The organism is Desulfonatronum sp. SC1, assembly GCF_003046795.1.
In the GTDB taxonomy this organism is placed as follows: Bacteria; Desulfobacterota; Desulfovibrionia; order Desulfovibrionales; family Desulfonatronaceae; genus Desulfonatronum.
Genome location: NZ_PZKN01000006.1, coordinates 1 through 14,687 on the forward strand (window position 1 = coordinate 1; position 14,687 = coordinate 14,687).

A 14,687-nucleotide genomic window follows, 5' to 3' on the forward strand; every position below is an offset into this window, starting at 1 on the left:
GCCCACCCGACCCCGAACTTTTGCCCGAGGCCCCAATGCAGACGTCCTTGCGTGTACTGCTAGTGGACGACCACCCAATCAACCGCAAGTCCGCGACCCTGATCCTGCAAGAAATGAACTGCGAGGTGACCGCGGCCCAGGACGGTCTGGAAGCCCTGGACCTGGTGCAGGGTCAGTATTTCGACGCGGTGTTTATGGACGTGCAGATGCCGATGATGGACGGCTACGAGACCACCCTGGCCATCCGCCGCCTGGGTGGGCGGTTCGAGAAGCTGCCCATCGTCGCCCTGACCGCGAACACCATGGCTGGCGACCGGGAACGCTGTCTGGAGGCGGGGATGACCGACTATCTGCCCAAGCCCATGCCCAAGGACGCCCTGGTCGCCATCTTGGCCGCTTATCACCCTGGTCCGGAAGGGCATCAGGAACAGGGGTCGACCCAGGACGACGGAACTCGAGTGCTGGATGTGGCCGCGCTGCTGCGACAGTATGACGGCCATCAGGACATGGCCCGGGAGATTCTTCAGGATTTTCTGGCGGACACGCCGGGGGAGATCGCGGCCATCGGCCAGGCACTGGCCCGACGGAATCCGGAAGCCGAACGGATCGCTCACCGACTTAAAGGTCCCTGCTTTTATGTCGGCGCGGTCGGGCTGGCTGGTCATTGCGCCGGGATCATGAACGCCGTGCGTCATGGACAATGGGACGGAGCGGATCGGGAATTCCAGGCATTGCAACAAGCCTGGGCCGTGTTTACCTTGGAGAGCGAGGGCTGGCTGGGGAGAAGGTTGGGTCTCCAGGCGCCGGTTTCAAATGGGTGAGGGCATCTCACGCTATCGAAGTCTGAATCGAAAGTTCAACGCCAAAATGTCCCCATCCCAGCGCCTTCCAGCCGACCATTCGTCCGCCTCGCCGCAACTCTCCCCAGTGGCAACGGCCCTGCTCATCGGGCTGTTCGGGGCGGCCGGGGCTTTGGCCCGGTACGGGATATTCGCGGCGGCCTCTCAGTTTCCCGACCCGACCTTCCCCTGGGGTACCTCCCTGACCAACGTCCTGGGCTGCTTCCTCTTCGGCCTGATCTGGACACTTTCGGAGAAACGCGCCCTGATCCCCAAGCCCCTGGGTCTCGTCCTCCTGACTGGCTTCGTTGGCTCCTTCACCACCTTTTCTACCTACGTCTACGAGGCCGAGGTATTGCTCCAGCAAGGCCAATGGCTCACCCTCGGCTTGAAAATCCTCGTGCAAAATCTGCTGGGCTTTGGGGCTCTGATCCTGGGAGTTCGGGTCGGGCGGATTTAGAGGCCATCAGCTTTCTTCCGGCCACTCGCGGACCAACTCCACCAGGATACGCACGCCGAAGCCGGTGCCTCCGGCGATGCCGTGGTCGCCCTTTTTCTTGGCAAAGGCAGGTCCGGCGATGTCCAGGTGTATCCATGGGGTGTTTTCCGGAACGAAGCGTTGCAGGAACAGGGCCGCGTAGATCGCGCCGCCTTCTCTCGCGCCGACGTTCTTCAGATCCGCGACTTCGCTTTTCAGCTCATCCTTGTAGTCTTCCCAGAGCGGCATGGGCCAACAGGGCTCGCCGACCCGCTCGCCGATGCGTCGGACCTGTTCGGCCAGCGACTGTGGCGCGGCAAAGGCCCCGGCGATGCGCGGGCCCAGGGAGACCACCATGGCTCCGGTCAGGGTGGCCAGGTCCACGATGCCCAGCGGATTGTAGCGTTTACCATAGGCCAGGGCGTCGCAAAGCAGCAAGCGGCCTTCGGCGTCGGTGTTGATGATTTCCACGGTCTTGCCGGAACAGGTCGTGACCACGTCCCCTGGCTTGACCGCCTTGGGACCGGGAAGGTTCTCGGTGCAGGGGATGATTCCTACAATCCGGCGCTGATTGCCGTCATTTTGGCCCAGGCGGCCATGGGCCTCGAAAAAGCCGAGCACCGCCGCGGCCCCGCCCATATCCCCCTTCATTTCCTCCATGCTTTGGCTGGGCTTGAGGGAAATCCCACCAGTGTCAAAGGTGATCCCTTTGCCGATCACCACCAGGGGCTTTTCTGCATCGATGGAGGCCGACTGCCCGGCCAAGCCGGAAACGCTCGGCCGGGAGTCCAGGATGATCAGGCGGGCCTGGTCCCGGTTGGCCTGAAAGACCGCGGCGAAGGCTCCCATGCCCAGGGCCTCGATTTGGTCCGCGGCCATGACCTCCACGCCGAAACCGTATCGCGCGGCCAGATCCCGGGCCGTCTGGGCCAGGTATTCCGGGGTGGCCAGGTTGGCGGGCATGTTCACCAGGTCCCTGGCCAGGTTCAGCCCGTGACCCGTTGCCAGGCTCTTGTCCAAACGGTCCTTCAGGCGTGCATCAGCTTGGTCGTCTATCTGGTCGTCCATCAGGATGCGCAGTTTTGGAGGCTGGCTGGGGGGCTCGTCCTTCTCCGTCTTCAGCCTCTCAAAACGGTACACGGACGTCATGGCGGCGCAGGTCGTCTCCTCCACGGCCAGCGGGAGATCCAGGCCCGTATCCCTCAGAGCCTGGCCATTCAGGCCGAATTCGGTCATCCGCAGGTCCATGGCGCAGCCCACGGCCGAGGCCACGGCCCGGCGCAGTTCCCGCGGCTCGAAATTCTTGCGTCCACCCAGCCCCACCAGGATCGCTGCCGGGGAAGCGGTGCCGCTGGGCGGGAAGAAATAGCGCACGGACTTCGCTTTTCCGGAAAAGGTATCCACGGCGGGATTTCCGGACAACCAGCCGCCTTGGGCGGCCAACCACGTTTGCAGGCCGGGCGTCTTCTCGGGTTCCTTTTCGAACACGAAAAAAAACAGGGCCTCACCAGCGAACTCGCCCTGGGATTGGAAGGTGATATCCATTGTTTCTCCTGGTTGAATGCTTCTTTGACGGGGATGGTTTGCTATTGGTGGGCACATCGACATCTTGCTCCAGATGATCCCGTGGATAACCGTGCCTTGTAGGGGCAGGCCTCGCGCCTGCCCTTTGCCCTGATAAACATGGCCGAACGGTTGGTCGCAATGCTGCCGTTGCTCCTCGTTGCCTCGCCCATTCAGGGCGGCCGCGAGGGCCGCCCCTACATTTGGTTCATTGCCTGATCAGCATGGTATTCAGCGCTGAAACGAGGGCGCGCGGCTTAGGTCCGATATTTCGCGTTGATCCGGATGTATTCCTCGGTCAGGTCCGAGGCCTGGAGGGTGTACCGGCCCTGACCCTGGCCCAAGGTGATGTCCAGGTGGACGTCCTGACGGCAAAGGGCCGCGGCCAGGAGGTTGTCCCAGTCCATGGGCACCGGGACGCCCTGATGGAAGATGGTGTGTCCGGCCAGGGCCACGCTGACGTGGTCGGGGTCGAACTCGGCGCCGCTACGGCCCAGGGCGGCCACGATCCGGCCCCAGTTGGGGTCCTGGCCGTACATCGCGGTTTTGACCAGCGGAGAATGGCCAACGGCCCGGGCGGCCAGGTCGGCCTGGCGAGTGCTTTTGGCCCCGTTGACCCGGATGTGGATCACCTTGGTTCCGCCTTCGGCGTCCTGGACGATCAGGCCAGCCAGTTCCGCGCACACTTCAGCCAGGGCCTTGGCCAGCGCGGTCAGTTCCTTCTTTTCCCGCACCTCCCCGGCCCGTCCGTTGGCCAGGGCCAGGACGCAGTCGTTGGTGCTGGTGTCGCCGTCCACGGTGATCCGGTTGAAGCTGCGGTCCACGGCCGTGGACACGGTTTCCCGCCACCAGTCTTGATCCACTCCCGCGTCGCAGATGATGAAGCCGAGCATGGTGGCCATGTTCGGGCAGATCATGCCCGCGCCCTTGGCCATGCCCAGGACCCGGACCTCTCCGGTTCCCAAGGATAGGGAGCGCCAGGCCATTTTTGGGTATTTGTCCGTGGTCATGATCGCCCGGGCCGCGTCCAGGGCCGTGGCCCGTCCCAGGCTTTCACCCAGGGTCGGCAGGGCTTGTTTCCAAAGGTCCAGCTTGACCCGGTCGCCGATCACCCCTGTGGAGGCGGGGAGGATTTCATCCGGTGACAGGCCGAGGGCTTCGGCGGTCATGGCCAGGGCGTCGTGACAGTCCACCAGCCCCTGTTCCCCCGTGCAGGCGTTGGCCTGACCGGCGTTGACCGCCACGGCCCGGACAGGTCGGCCTGGAGAGCCGGAAGCCAGCATCTCCTTGACCACCAGCACCGGGGCGGCCTGGAACAGATTGCGGGTCAGCGTGGCGGCCCAGACGCAGGGAGCGTCGCTGTGGATTACGGCCAAATCGTTGCGTTGGGAATATTTGAAACCGGCGGCGGCCACGGCGAAGTCAAATCCTTGGGGGACGAGAATCATGCGGGTTCTCCTGAAGGCGGTGTTGGGGTGGATGGATCGGGGGTGGTTGTCGGTGAACGGTCCGGCGATATCTGGTCCGCTTGCGGCTGGGCTGGTCCGTTCAGGGGCAGGCGGACGGTGAATCGCGCTCCTTGGTCCGGGGTGGACCAGGCCGTGATCTCGCCGCCGTGGTCCTGGACCAGTTTGTAGCTCACGGCCAGCCCCAGGCCGGTACCTTTGGCCTTGGTGCTGAAGAAGGGGTGGAAGAGCTTTTTCATGACCTCTTCCGGGATGCCTCGACCGGTGTCCTTGATTTCGATCCGGACGAAATCGGCGTCCCGGGCCGTGCTGATGGACAGTTCGCCGCCCTCGGGCATGGCTTCCAGGGCGTTCTTGGTCAGGTTGATCAGGACCTGTTTGATCTGGTCGGAGTCCAGTATGCAGACCGGCAGCTTCGGGTCCAAGGCCAGCCGGGAGACCACGCCCTGGGATTCGGCCTGGTCCTGGAACAAGTCGGCCACCTGCCGAACCAGTTCGTTGAACTCGGTTTCAACCAAGGAAGGACGGGGTGGCCGGGTGAAGTCGCGCACCTCCACGAGCAGATGCTCCAGCCGTTTGGCCTCCCCGGCGATGATCTCCAGCTTTTCGACGCGCGGATCGTCTTCGGACAGGGTGCGCAGGACCTGTTGGGCGAATCCGCCCATGAGCAGCAAGGGATTTTTGATTTCATGGGAGAGGTGGGCCGCGGCTTCGCCAATGGCGGCGAAGCGTTCCGAGAGCATCAGTTTTTCCTGGGTTTGCAGCAGCTGGTCCATGCTTTGGCGGACCTTGTCCCGTTCCCGGCGCAATTCCGCTTCCGAGCGCCGGAGATGCTCGGTTTTGGCGTCCACTTCCCGTTTCAAGGTTTCGGACCAGCGCAGGGCGATGAACAGGAACGCGGCGGCGGCAAAGAGCACGGCCAGGAAAAACAGTCCGACCATCAACCACTGCCGCGCCACCACCGGCTGCATCAAACCATAGACCTCGGTGTCCGGAGCGGCCAGTCCCACGGACCAGAAGCGGCGCTCTCCGTCGGGCTCAGGGGGCAGGGACACGGGGCTGAAGGCCAGGAGCTTGCGCATTTCCCCGCTCACATCCCAGTGCCAGCCCGAAATATACCAGTCCGTGCCTTCCTCGCCGCGCAGCAGACGGGTTCGTACCAACTGGTTGATTCGTTCGTAGGAAATGTCCGGGTTTCGAGCTTGGCGGATCGTATAGGAGCTTTGGCCGCGAAAGTCGCTTTCCACATGGAACAGGAAGTCGCCCTGGTGGTCGATGACCCAGGCGTATCCGGACTTTCCGGAGCGGACGCCCGCGGCGTATCGCGCGGCCACGGCCTGGAGATCCAAAAGAAAAAACAAGACCTCCGGGCGTTCGGGCCTCGAAGGAAGGAGCAAGGGGGCCGTGAAGCGTCCGGCAAATGGACCGGAGGCGAGGGCGAGGGGAGCTCCGAGCACGGCCTGGTTCGGATCCCGATCGGTGGAAAGCCGGGCCGCGTCCCGGCTGATGCTGTCCGAAAGCTCCGAGGCTGGAACGTCTTCTCGGGGTGAGAAAAGCATGTTTCCAGCTTCAAGGGCGCTTTTGTCCGGGGTCGCCAGCCCGATTCCCAAAACTCCCCATTCCTCGAAAAAGGAGAGGTAGTGGTCCAGTCCGGCTTGATCCAGGGCCGGGCGACGCTCTATGAGAAGCTGCAGGCCCTGTTCCAGAAGCTGAAAATTTGTCTGAATGTCCTTGGCGATCTGTCGGGTCAGGCCAAGTTGCTGTTCGTTGAATTGGCTGGAGACGAGCTTTTCCAACTCGGTGTCCGCCCGCAGGGCCAACCCGAAAACAGCCAGAACAATGGCGATGCAGGTGAGGGCGAGGCCGCCCAGGAAGCGTTTGCGCATGAGGTGACGAGGCTGGTTGTTGAATTGGAAGGCGTCCCCGAACCATCCGCTGATTACGCCTTTGACCCTGGGAATTCAAGGTGTTTGGTGGTCAAGTCAAACCTCCAGCTCGTACTTCTTCAACAACGCGTAGAAGTGGGAACGCGACAACTCGGAAATATCGAGCATCCGGGGGATGTCGCCGCCGGTTTTGTGGATCAGCGTTTCCAGGTAGCGGCGTTCGCTGGCGGTCTTGAACGCCTTGAGGGACGGCAAGTCGCCTTCAAGGGGGGCGTCTTCCAGGAAATCAGGTTCGCCTTCGTGAACTTCGGGCTTGCCGGCCGCCAGCCTCGCCCGGGTGACCTTGATCCGCAGATCCTTGGGCAGATGCATGGCGTAGAGGAATTTTTCCACGCCCGAGGCCACGAAGGCCCGCTCCATGACGTTGCCCAGTTCCCGGACATTGCCCGGCCAGTCGTAATCGGCCAGGGCGGCGAAGAAATCCGAGCCGAAGACCTTGGTCTGGATGCCGGAAGCGACACACAGCCGCTGGATGAAGTGGGTGGCCAGGGGTTTAATGTCCTCGGGGCGCTGGCGCAATGGAGGCAGCGGCAGTTTGATGGTCTTGACGCGGAAGTAGAGGTCCTGGCGAAATGCTCCGGAGGCGATCAGTTCATCCAGGTTCTGATTAGTGGCTGCGACGAGCCGAAAGTCGCTCTCCTGTTCCCGGTTTTCTCCAAGAGGTCGGAACCGGCGCTCCTGAAGCACCCGGAGCAGGGACTTCTGCATGGCCAGCGGCAGTTCTCCCAGCTCGTCCAGAAACAGAACCCCGGTATGGGCCTGGCGGACAAGGCCTTCTCGGTCCGCCAGCGCACCGGTGAACGCGCCCTTGCGGTGCCCGAATAGGGTGCTTTCCAGCAGCGTGTCGGTCATTGCCGCGCAGTCCACGACAACAAAAGGGCAGCTCGCCCGACGGCTGTTGGCGTGGATGATCCGGGCCGCCAGTTCCTTGCCCACCCCGGTTTCCCCGGTGATCAGCACATTGGCGTCGGATACCGCGCCCTGGGCGATGATCTCGAAGCATTCCCGCATGGCCTGGCTGGAACCGATCATTCCGCTGATGTCCAGGGTTCGCGGTGCGGCCCGGTCGCGTTGTTCCTTGTATTTCAAGGCTCGGTTGATGCTCAAGTTGATGTCCTTGATGGACGCCGGCTTGACCAGATAATCCCAGACGCCGCCCTCGATGGCCAGTTCCGCTCCTTCGGGGTCGCCTTTACCGGTGAGGATGATTACCTCCGGAGGATTGGGCTGGGCCTTCAGTTCCGGGAGCAGGGACAGGCCGCTGCCGTCGGGCAGGTTCACGTCCAGAAGCAGCAGGTCGAAGGGTTCGGATTGCATTGCGCGGCGTGCGGCGTCCAGGCTGGCGGCCTGGCCCGAGGGGATTTGTTGTCGGCGCAGCAGGCTGGCCATGGTGGCGCGGATTTCAGGGTCGTCGTCCACGATCAGAATTCTCGGCACGGGAGAACGCCTCCAAAGGGGATGAAGCAGGTTGACGCGGCATGTTACTGTTCAGGTTCTTGTCCGAAATATGGATCAGATATCTGGCCGGATGCGTGGTCCGTGGCTGGACCCTTGGCCATAACCTTGGAAAGGGCCGCTGACAGATCGGCCTTGTTGAAGGGCTTGGGCAGCACGAGTCGGATGTTGTCCGCGGCCTCGCCCATTTCCAGGACGTAGCTGCGACCGGAGACCAGGATTACGGGCAGATCCGGACGCATCAGCCAGATTTGGCGGGCCAGGTCGATGCCGGTCAGGCCGGGCATGTCGTAGTCGGTCAGCACCAAGTCGATGTCCGGGCGTTGTTCAAGGATTTGCAGGGCCTCATTGCCGGCCGCCGCGGAGAGGACCGTATAGCCGAGCTGTTCCAGAGAGCGGGGCGTGGTGGCCAATTGTTCCTCTTCATCCTCCACGAACAGAATGACCCCGCTGCCTTTTTGGATGGGCGCGGGATGGGCGGTCAACACGGACCGATCCGCCGCGATCATGGGCAGCAAGATGCTGAACGCGGCCCCCTGGTCCCGGGTGCTGCTGACGTGGACCGCGCCCTTGTGGTTTTTGACGATGCCCAGGACCATGGCCAGCCCCAGGCCCGTGCCTTCGGTCTTGCCCTTGGTGGTGAAGAAGGGGTCGAAGATCTTGTCCAGGGTCTCCGGGGCGATGCCGGGGCCGGTGTCGCTCACGGTCAGCCGAAAGAACGCTCCGGGAGTTATGTTCAGCTCTTCGGCGTCAGAGTCCGTGACCCGAATTTCCTCCAGCCGGATCGTCAGCTCCCCGCCGGTGGTCTGCATGGCCTGGAAGGCGTTGGTGCAGAGGTTCATGAGCACCTGGGTGACCTGGGTCGGGTCCAGCATCACCGGGTCGGACCTGCCGGATATGCTGTCCTGGATCACGATGTTGCGAGGCAGGGAGCGCTGGAGCAAGGCCACGGATTCACGGACCAGGGCGGGCAGATCCGTGGGCCGGAATCCTTCCTGGGAGGGGCGGCTGAAGGTCAGGATGCGTTCCACCAGGTTTCTGCCCCGGCTGGAAACCCGCAGGACCCGCTCCAGATCCTCGGCCGTGGGCGACTCCGGGTCTATGTCCCCCAGGGCTAGCTCCGTGGAATTGATGATCGATGTCAGTATGTTGTTGAAATCGTGGGCGATCCCTCCGGCCAGGGTGCCGATGGCCTCCATTTTTTGGGACTGCAAAAGCTGACGCTCCAGGTTCATCTCGTGGGTGATGTTTTCCGCCGTGCTCAGGGTTCCGACCACTTCGCCCTTTTCGTTGTGCAGAGGCACCTTGTTGATTTCCAGCCACGCGTTTTCGCCCTGGGCGTCCTGGACCGCGGCCTTGATCTTGCGCAAGGGACGGTCTTCCTCCACCACCTGGCGATCCATCCGGGCGACCCAGTCCACGAATTCTGAATTGGGCAGCATGGCCGCGTCGGTTTGATGGAGCAGTTTTCGAGGCGATTCGATGCCGAAAAATTCGGCGAAGGCCCGATTCGCTCCCAGGTAGCGCTGTTTGCGGTCTTTCCAGCAGACCAGTTGCGGGATGGCGTCCATCAGAATTTCCAAAAAGGAGAGCTGATGGCGGATTCTGCGTTCCACGGCCCGGCGTTGAATGATGTTCCGGACCAAGAAGCCCAGGACCACTACCAGGGTGAACAGGCTGACCATGATCACCTGAAAGACCTGCTTGTCCAACTCGTAAAAGGCTTCCGGCTCGTTGATGAACAGACTGCCGGCCGGGAGTTGGCGACGGCTGATGTCGCGTTGCATCAGCACCTGGTAGTCGAACATGTACTGGTCCACGACTTCGGAGATGACCGGGATGGTCGACGGTGCTTCGCCTTCCATGATGCGCAGAGCCATTTCCGCCGTGATCATGCCGTGGCGGCGACCACTGAGCAGACGTCCGCCGACCATGCCGTGACCCAGCAGGAATTCCCAGTTGCTGTAGATGGGCAGGTCCGTGACCATGGCCACGGCCTCCAGGACCTCCGAGGCGGACATGAACTGGCCGCCCACATTGTGGAAAAAGGGAATGAAAAACAAAAAGGCGTTGCGCGGCAACTCGCCGACTCGCTCTTGAATTTCCCGTAGCGAATACCGTTCCCAGAATTCGAACTCCAGCCGGTCCTCAAAATAGGGCTGCACGGCTTCGATCTGTTTGCGGATGGCCACCCCGGTAATGGATTCGTCGCCGATGACCACCAGTTTGTTCTTGTTGGGGTGGATGCTCAGAGCCAGCTCCAGGGTGTCCCGGACTCCGATGTTCTCCAGAATTCCGGTGACGAAGCTCTGGTCGACCTCCCCCGGGGTAACGTCGTTCAGGCCGCAGAAAACCACCGGTATGTCCGGAAAAAGCCGGTCGCGGTGTTCAAGGATGAAGTTGTAGGCGTCGTTGTCCGATACGATGACGATGTCGAAGTGCTCGTCGACGAATTTGTCCTGATAGAGCCGGAACAGGGTGTCGGCGATGACTTCGTAGGGATATTTCTTGGCGTCCATGTACTCGATTTGCAGCTCGATGTGGTACCGGCTTTGCTCCAATCCTCGGCGGATGCCCTCCTGTAGATGGTCCGACCACGCATACCCGTTGTGATAGGAATTGAGGTAAAACACGCGCTTTTTTTCCCGGCCCGGTTCGGGCTGGGAAAAAACGGGAGCTGTCGCGGCGGCCAGGAGCAGCCCGCAGAGCGCAAGGGCCGCGAGGATGCGGGGAAGGGGATATCCGTGGAGGATCATGGAGCAGGTTCCTTGATGAGTGGCGTCGCTTCGAACATGGTTCCCGCCAAGGTAGTGCTTGCCACGTTGTTTTTCAATCCTTTACATTGCGGATGCGTGGTGAAAACGCGCCGACGCGAAAATTCCGAATCCTCGCAATTTGAGTGACGGATATGGTCGGGCTGTCGAAAACATCATGAATCCAAAGCATAAGGAGGTCGTGTCATGACGGTCAAAGAGGCCATTGCGGCCAGACGCAGCATTCGTAAATTTACGGATCAGCCGGTGAGCGAAGAACAAATGGCGATGCTGCTGGAAGCGGCCAGGTCCGCGCCGTCCAGCACCAATTGCCAGCCATGGCGGTTCAAGGTGGTTACGGCGCGGGAGGATATTCAGTGGCTTTCCGGCGCTCCGACCAAGGGACAGCGCTGGATCGCCGGGACCGGGGCGGTGTTGGTCTGCTGCGCGGATGTCCAGCGGTTCATCGAGGATTCAGCAACCAATGTGCGCTTTTTGCGCGACAGCGGCATGCTCCCGCCGGAAATGCTGGAAGGGTTGAACGAGTATCTGAGCCGGGCCGAGAACGCCCAGCCCGAAGTGCTGCGCTGGGCCGCGGCGGCCAATTGCGCCATCGCCCTGACTCAGGTGATGCTCCAGGCCGTGGAGTTGGGGCTGGGAACCTGCTGGGTCGGGATGTTCGACGAGGCCGCGGTGAAAGAGCGCTTTCAAATCCCTGAAGCCATGCCGGTGGTGGCCCTGTTGGCCGTGGGTCATCCGGCCGAGAATCCGGAACAGCGACCCAGAAAAGACGTGAAGGATATTCTTCTCTAGCCTTTTCCCAACGTGTTGAGTGAAAGCGGAAAGCCGCCGAGCACCGTGACGGAGCTCCGGCGGCTTTCATTTTTTCGGAAGCTTCTCTCCGGAAATTCTTTCGGTTCCGGGTGAAAGCTCGGAAAGCGGCGTGGCATCGAAGCCGTGGAGTTCGTATCAGGAACTATTGAACCGAAATGAGCCGGTAGAATTTGTGGTCCTTGTCCACGGCCTCGGAAAAGACGTTCTCCGGCTTGGGCAACCCCGCGGCCTTCCAGGCCAGCAAGGGGTCCAGAAATTGCTCGCGGACGCACTCCTTGGGTTGGTGCAGGTTTTTGCAGACCGCCTGCAAAATCGGAAATGCATTGAACTTCTGAAAATAGTCGCGCAGAAACTGAAGCATGGCCAGCGTCTGCTCGTTCAATTCAGGACCTCCGTGGTGCTTGAGAATCGCCTTGGCCACATCCTCGTTCCAACACTCCGGATCAAGCAAAAAACCGTCTTGGTCCACTTCACAGCTTTTCCCGTTCAATTCAAGTTGGGGCATACGAGTCTCCTTTCCAGAATTGGTGTTCAAGAGGGATTTGGTCTTGTACTCCGCACCTCCTGCGTAAAATATTCACCCTGATTCGGCAAGCGCCGGAGCAAAAGAAGTTATCGGATAAAGAGACCTGTAAAGGCGCTTATTTCGAGGCGATGCGCGACGGCACTCGGTGGAGGCGTTCTTTGCTTGTCCGTCGCGGAGTTGTCAATATCCCGTCACTTTCATTTCTCTTTCAAGCTTTACCGGCCCTCCACGTTCCGATGTCACTCTGGGCGGAGCATTCGGTCCGGTCCAGCGGATGGTGACGGCTCCGTGTTCCGCGGTGTTCAGCAACGGGACGTTCATGTTGTTCAGGGTTTGTTCTATTTCCGGGTGGGGATGGTTGAAGCGGTTCAGGAAGCCGGTGCTGACGGCGGCGAACTCCGGCCGGACCAGGGTGTAGAGCTGCGGAGAGTGGCTGGTTCGGCTGCCGTGGTGCGGGATGATCAGCGCTTCGGCGCGCAGGGCGTCGGGCGCGGCGACCAGGGAATGGAGCAGGGCGGTGATGGACGGCTGTTCGATGTCTCCGGGGAGCAGGGCCAGGGGGCGGCCGTTCCAGACCAGGCGCAGGACCAGCGAAGCGTTGTTTTGGTTGTCTGCGGTAAGCCAATCGGAGTCCGGGTGGAGCACTTCCAGGACGACGCCCCTGCCCAGGTTGATCTCGTCGCCTTTGCTCCAGACGGTTTCCGGGGTGGCGCGGCGGTCCAGGATTTCGTCCAAGATGCGCCCGTCTCGGCCTTCAGGGCCGCGGCCCTGGGAGGCGAATGTCCGGACTCGGAAGTGGTCCAGGGGATAGAACAGGCCCCGATAGTGGTCGAAATGGGCGTGACTGAGGGCCATGCCAGCCAGCCGGGGCGGCCGTCCGTGGGTCAGGGCCGGGGAGATGATGTTGCGGCCCAGGTCGTAGTCCCAGGACCAGAATCCTCCGCCGTCCACCAGCCAGCGCGACCCTCCGGGCAGTTCCAGCAGCACGGCCTGGCCCTGGCTGACGTCCAGCAGGCGTAGGGTGACCTGGGGGCGCTGGTCAGAGAGGATGGTGGTCAGTCCGGGCAGGGTGAGCAGGGCCACGGCCAGAGCCACGGCTACGGGCCTGAGGCTTTGGGGGGAGCGCCACCAGGCGGCCGCGGCCAGGAGCAGCATCCAGTAGCCCAGGATCTGGGGCCAGAGGGGTCGCAGCGGAATGGTCACCGCGAGCCAGCCGACTTGGTCAAGGGCGACCAGGCCGCCGACCATGGTTTCCAGGACCAATCCGGCTAGGCCGAGTAGCGGCGGGGCCAGGGAAGCGGTCCATGGGGTGAGCAGGGCCAGCAGGCCGGTCAGCCCCAGGGGGAAGACCGCTAGGCCGAGCAGCGGCAGCCAGAGCATGTTCAGATACAGGTGAGGGCTGATTCGTCCGAAGTACCAGGCTTGCAGAGGCAGCAGGGCCAGGGTGGCCACGGTGCTCACGGCCAGGATGCCCAGGGCCGCGGCTAGTGGTTTTTGCCACCAGGGCCGCTGGGTGAAGCGCAGGGCTTCCCGACCCAGGGGCCAGACCAGGGCCAACCCGGCCACGGCCAGGACCGAAAGCTGCAACCGCAGATCAAAGACCGCCAGGGGGGACAAGGCCAGGATGATCAACAGGGCCAGGAACAGTCCGTCCAGCAGCACCCGCTGACGGTTCAAAAGCAGCAGCAAGCCCCAGGAACCGAACATCAGGGCCGCTCGAAGCAGGGACGGTACGGCTTGCCCCAGCCAGAGATACCCCAGGACCAGCGGTACGCTCAGGAGCACGGCCAGCTTGGGGCGGGGCAGGCGAAGATATATCTGGGGCCGGACCCAGCCCAGTACCGTGGCCCCCAGCCATCCCAGTCCGACCACGAATCCCAGGTGCATGCCGGACAAGGCCAGACTGTGAGCCAGGGACGCCCTTTGCACCAGGTCCATGGTCTCGGGGGCCAACAGGGAGCGGTCGCCCATGAGCAGGGCCAGAAGCATGGCCTGGCCTTGTCCGGGTGGAGTGCTGGAGATCAGTTTGTCCCGGAGTTGACGGCGGTATTCCCAGGCCGGGCTGCCCGCGCCGGAATAGACGGGGGCCGTGTTGGCCTCCCGGGAATAGGCGCGGTGAAAGATGCCCTGGCGCGCCCAGTAATCTTCGCTGCGGTTCATGCCCGGATTGGCCATGCCCTGAATGGGCCGAATCCGTAGCGCCACTCGGACCTCCTGCCCGGGGCTGGGCACATGCGGCGGACTTTGCCAGTTCCAGAGCAGCTTGCCGCCCAGAGAGCGCGGGGCTGTTTCACTGGAATTCCCGGCGGGCTGGATTTGAACGTCGCGCAGGATGATCTGGAAATGATCGCCTGGCCGAGGCCGTACTTCGGCCACTTGGGCGGTGATGGTGGTCGGTGTTCGGTGGTTGATTTCGGGAAAGCCGTCCGGAGGGGGAGCGGGGTGAAGGTGGTGAACCGCGGCTACACCGAGGGCAAAGGCCAGGAGCGAGGGGGCCGCCGTGCGGATGATCTTCGAGCGAGGGAGTTGCCCAGGAAGGAAGGGGCGTTTAGTTGGAGGGAAATCTGTTTGAGTCGTGATCAGTGGACGGCTCCATGAGCCGAGCAACGCGGTCAGGTAGAGGAGCATGGCCGTGGCTCCGGGCACGGGCCATTCCCAGGCCAGCATGCCCAGAATCCAGGCGCAAAGCATGTGTTGCCACGGAAGTAGACCGGGCCAGATGGGGTGAACCGGGAACTTGGGAGGCATGACCTCCGACGCGGCTGCTCCCAGTGCGTCCGGGGAAGGAGGTTGGTCCCGACTCATGGCTCGGCCTTCGGTGGCTCCT

10 protein-coding genes are annotated in these 14,687 nt (G+C 62.4%); 3 read left to right on the plus strand and 7 right to left on the minus strand.

What is annotated here, in order from left to right; genetic code table 11:
• On the plus strand, positions 1-821 hold an 821-nt coding region (locus tag C6366_RS04555), incomplete at its 5' end, for a response regulator (protein WP_233248391.1).
• 46 nt (positions 822-867) lie between these two features.
• Positions 868-1,299: a CrcB family protein gene (locus C6366_RS04560; protein WP_233248392.1), complete on the plus strand. Its 432-nt coding sequence runs from the start codon at positions 868-870 to the stop codon at positions 1,297-1,299.
• Between the two features lie 6 nt (positions 1,300-1,305).
• Here C6366_RS04560 and C6366_RS04565 read toward each other — a convergent pair whose 3' ends face one another.
• The 5 genes from C6366_RS04565 to C6366_RS04585 all read right to left on the minus strand — a co-directional run bounded on the left by C6366_RS04565 (position 1,306) and on the right by C6366_RS04585 (position 10,503).
• Positions 1,306-2,862, minus strand: coding sequence for a leucyl aminopeptidase (locus tag C6366_RS04565; protein WP_158269643.1), 1,557 nt, complete (start codon positions 2,860-2,862; stop codon positions 1,306-1,308).
• A gap of 275 nt (positions 2,863-3,137) precedes the next feature.
• Positions 3,138-4,328 (minus strand): bifunctional glutamate N-acetyltransferase/amino-acid acetyltransferase ArgJ, encoded by a 1,191-nt coding sequence (gene argJ / locus C6366_RS04570; RefSeq protein WP_107736171.1) that lies wholly within the window; start codon positions 4,326-4,328, stop codon positions 3,138-3,140.
• Positions 4,325-6,232: an ATP-binding protein gene (locus tag C6366_RS04575; protein WP_107736172.1), complete on the minus strand. Its 1,908-nt coding sequence runs from the start codon at positions 6,230-6,232 to the stop codon at positions 4,325-4,327. The genes argJ and C6366_RS04575 overlap by 4 nt, the downstream gene beginning before the upstream one ends.
• Before the next feature lie 96 nt (positions 6,233-6,328).
• On the minus strand, positions 6,329-7,729 hold the full coding sequence (locus tag C6366_RS04580) for a sigma-54 dependent transcriptional regulator (protein ID WP_107736173.1): 1,401 nt from the start codon (positions 7,727-7,729) through the stop codon (positions 6,329-6,331).
• Between the two features lie 44 nt (positions 7,730-7,773).
• Positions 7,774-10,503 (minus strand): ABC transporter substrate binding protein, encoded by a 2,730-nt coding sequence (locus C6366_RS04585; protein ID WP_107736174.1) that lies wholly within the window; start codon positions 10,501-10,503, stop codon positions 7,774-7,776.
• Positions 10,504-10,707: 204 nt separating this feature from the next.
• Here C6366_RS04585 and C6366_RS04590 point away from each other — a divergent pair, with 204 nt between their 5' ends.
• The gene (locus C6366_RS04590) at positions 10,708-11,313 is read left to right on the plus strand and encodes a nitroreductase family protein (protein WP_107736175.1); all 606 of its coding nucleotides are present in this window, start codon (positions 10,708-10,710) and stop codon (positions 11,311-11,313) included.
• Between the two features lie 163 nt (positions 11,314-11,476).
• Here C6366_RS04590 and C6366_RS04595 read toward each other — a convergent pair whose 3' ends face one another.
• Positions 11,477-11,839, minus strand: a complete 363-nt coding sequence (locus tag C6366_RS04595; protein ID WP_107736176.1) for a TusE/DsrC/DsvC family sulfur relay protein — start codon at positions 11,837-11,839, stop codon at positions 11,477-11,479.
• Between the two features lie 201 nt (positions 11,840-12,040).
• Complete coding sequence (locus C6366_RS04600; RefSeq protein WP_107736177.1) at positions 12,041-14,665, minus strand: DNA internalization-related competence protein ComEC/Rec2; 2,625 nt, start codon at positions 14,663-14,665, stop codon at positions 12,041-12,043.
• Positions 14,666-14,687: the final 22 nt, after the last annotated feature.

What these genes read in the sequence shown, in the direction of transcription:
- C6366_RS04565 (WP_158269643.1), bottom strand. Translation starts at nt 2,862, where the DNA reads ATGGATATCACCTTCCAATCCCAGGGCGAGTTCGCTGGTGAGGCCCTG.
- C6366_RS04575 (WP_107736172.1), bottom strand. Translation starts at nt 6,232, where the DNA reads ATGCGCAAACGCTTCCTGGGCGGCCTCGCCCTCACCTGCATCGCCATT.
- argJ (WP_107736171.1), bottom strand. Translation starts at nt 4,328, where the DNA reads ATGATTCTCGTCCCCCAAGGATTTGACTTCGCCGTGGCCGCCGCCGGT.
- C6366_RS04585 (WP_107736174.1), bottom strand. Translation starts at nt 10,503, where the DNA reads ATGATCCTCCACGGATATCCCCTTCCCCGCATCCTCGCGGCCCTTGCG.
- C6366_RS04560 (WP_233248392.1), top strand. Translation starts at nt 868, where the DNA reads ATGTCCCCATCCCAGCGCCTTCCAGCCGACCATTCGTCCGCCTCGCCG.
- C6366_RS04590 (WP_107736175.1), top strand. Translation starts at nt 10,708, where the DNA reads ATGACGGTCAAAGAGGCCATTGCGGCCAGACGCAGCATTCGTAAATTT.
- C6366_RS04595 (WP_107736176.1), bottom strand. Translation starts at nt 11,839, where the DNA reads ATGCCCCAACTTGAATTGAACGGGAAAAGCTGTGAAGTGGACCAAGAC.
- C6366_RS04600 (WP_107736177.1), bottom strand. Translation starts at nt 14,665, where the DNA reads ATGAGTCGGGACCAACCTCCTTCCCCGGACGCACTGGGAGCAGCCGCG.